This is a genomic window from Mesorhizobium sp. M7A.F.Ca.CA.004.12.1.1 (assembly GCF_003997835.1).
In the GTDB taxonomy this organism is placed as follows: Bacteria; Pseudomonadota; Alphaproteobacteria; order Rhizobiales; family Rhizobiaceae; genus Mesorhizobium.
In genome coordinates this window covers 1-2151 of sequence record NZ_RZRK01000950.1, presented here as the reverse complement: position 1 = coordinate 2151, position 2151 = coordinate 1, and the positions used below count along the sequence as shown (strand labels likewise).

Here is a 2151-nt window from a genome sequence, read left to right as displayed (position 1 = left end):
GGCCCTTGAGGATGACCTCGCCAAGCTGGCCGACAGCCGTTCCAGCATCGACGGGCTGGTTGCGGGTCAGGTCGAGAAGTTGTCCGAGGGCCGAGATATCCTGCGGCGTGCTCTGGAATCCGACCTCAATGCGATCAAGGGCACCATTGCCGATCAGTCGCAGAAACTGGTCGATGACCGAGCACAGTTCGCCCGGGCGCTCGAGGCTGATCTCGAAAGCGTCAACGGCTTGGTCAACAGCCATTCCGAAAGGCTCGTGCAGGACCGTTCGACGCTGTCGAAAGCGCTTGAAGCCGACCTCGAAAACGTCGGCGGCCTCGTCAACAGCCACGCGGAAAGGCTCGTCCAGGAGCGCTCGACCCTGTCGAAAGCGCTTGAGGACGATCTCGGCAAGCTGGCCGAGAGCCGCTCCAGCATCGATGGCCTGGTCGCCGGCCAGGTCGAGAAGCTCGCCGAGGGCCGCGATGTTCTCAAGCGCGCGCTGGAAGCCGACCTCGCCAAGCTGGCCGAAAGCCGCTCCAGCATCGACGGCCTGGTCGCCGGCCAGGTGGAGAAACTGGCCGAGGGTCGCGACATTCTCAAACGCGCCCTCGAAGCTGACCTGCAGAAGCTCACCGAAAGCCGCGGCGATATCGACAACATCATCGCCGGGCATGTCGGCAAGCTCGCCGAAGGCCGCAATATGCTGACCCTCGCGCTGGAAGACGATCTCGGCAAGCTGGCTGAGACCCGCAAGGATGTCGACCGCTCACTGTCGGGCCACATCGACCAGATTGCCGCCAGAAGCTCGGACATCTCTGCCGCTATCGCAGGCGATGTCGAGAAAATCGAGCAGGCATTCAGCCGCCAGACCGGCATCATCGAGGAGCGTGCCGGCACCATGGAGCGTGCGCTCTCGACAGGCGTAGACAACGTCCGCGCCGTGCTCGAGAAGAGCGCCGTGTTTGTCGCCGGCGCCCTGCGCGAAAAGGTGCTGGAAGTCACCAGCACCCTGCACGAGCAGGCCGGTGCCGCTTTCAGCGACGCCGACCGCAAGATCGCCGAGCGCGCCGAGCAGACGTCCGCCGCCCTGCTGGCGCGGGCCGAAGACATCGCCCGCACCTTCGAGGATGCAGACCGTCGCCTCCACGCTCGCGCCGAAGACACGTCCAACGCCTTGCTTGCCCGTGCCGACGATACGTCCAGCTCGCTGCTGGCCCGCGCGCATGAAACCGCCGATCAGCTGGCCGCTCGCGCAAGCGAGATCGCCGGCACCTTCGACGCCGCGGATCAGAAGCTGGCCGCCCGTGCCCAGGAAGCCGCCGATCAGCTGACTGCCCGGGCCCAGGACACCGCGGATCATCTGGCCGCCCGTGCAAGCGAGATTGCCGGCACGTTCGATGCGGCCGACCAGAAGCTGGTTGCCCGCGCTATCGAGACCGCCCAGTCGCTGGCCGCGCGTGCCGGCGACATCCTGCGCAACTTCGAAGGCGCCGACCAGCGGCTCGGCATGCGCATCGGCGAATCGGCCGAAGCGCTTGCCGCACGCGCGTCGGACCTTGGCCGCATTTTCGAGGCCGCCGACCAGCAACTCGTCTCGCGCATCGCCGAAGGTTCGGAAGCGCTGTCGAGCCGTGCCTCGGAAATCGGCCGTATCTTCGACGAGGCGGATCAGCGTCTGGTGTCGCGCATCGCCAGCAGCACCTCCACGATCGGCGAGCATGCCGAGACGATCGTCGGTGCCTTTGCCGATACCGAGCAACGGGTTGCCGAACGCGCAAGGCGGACCGGCCAGGAGATGGCCGTGCACGCCCGCGAAATCGAGCAGGCGCTTGCCGGTGCGGACGAGCGTTTCGCGTCGAGTGCCGCGGCCGCGGCAGCCCGTGTCGAAGAGCAGGTCTCAGGCGTCGAGAACCGCCTCGCCTTCACAGCCGAGACGATGGGCCAGAAGCTCAACGAACAGGTGTCGAATGCCGAGGCGCAACTCGTCTCGCGCGCCAATGTGATCGCCGAGACCTTCACCGCGGTTGGCCAGCATATCGGCCAAAGCACCAACGATGCCGCCAAGACGATCGGCGCCAACACCCGCGAACTCAACACCATGCTCGCCGCACGTTCGGCCGAAATGTCGAAGATCCTCGACGAAACCGCACGGCCCCTGGTCGAGCGCTT

Annotated in this window: 1 pseudogene; it reads left to right on the top strand. The window is 66.2% G+C overall.

Features of this window, described 5'->3' with window-relative positions:
* Positions 1–2151 (top strand): annotated as a pseudogene (locus EN984_RS32120) (kinesin); the annotation flags it as partial.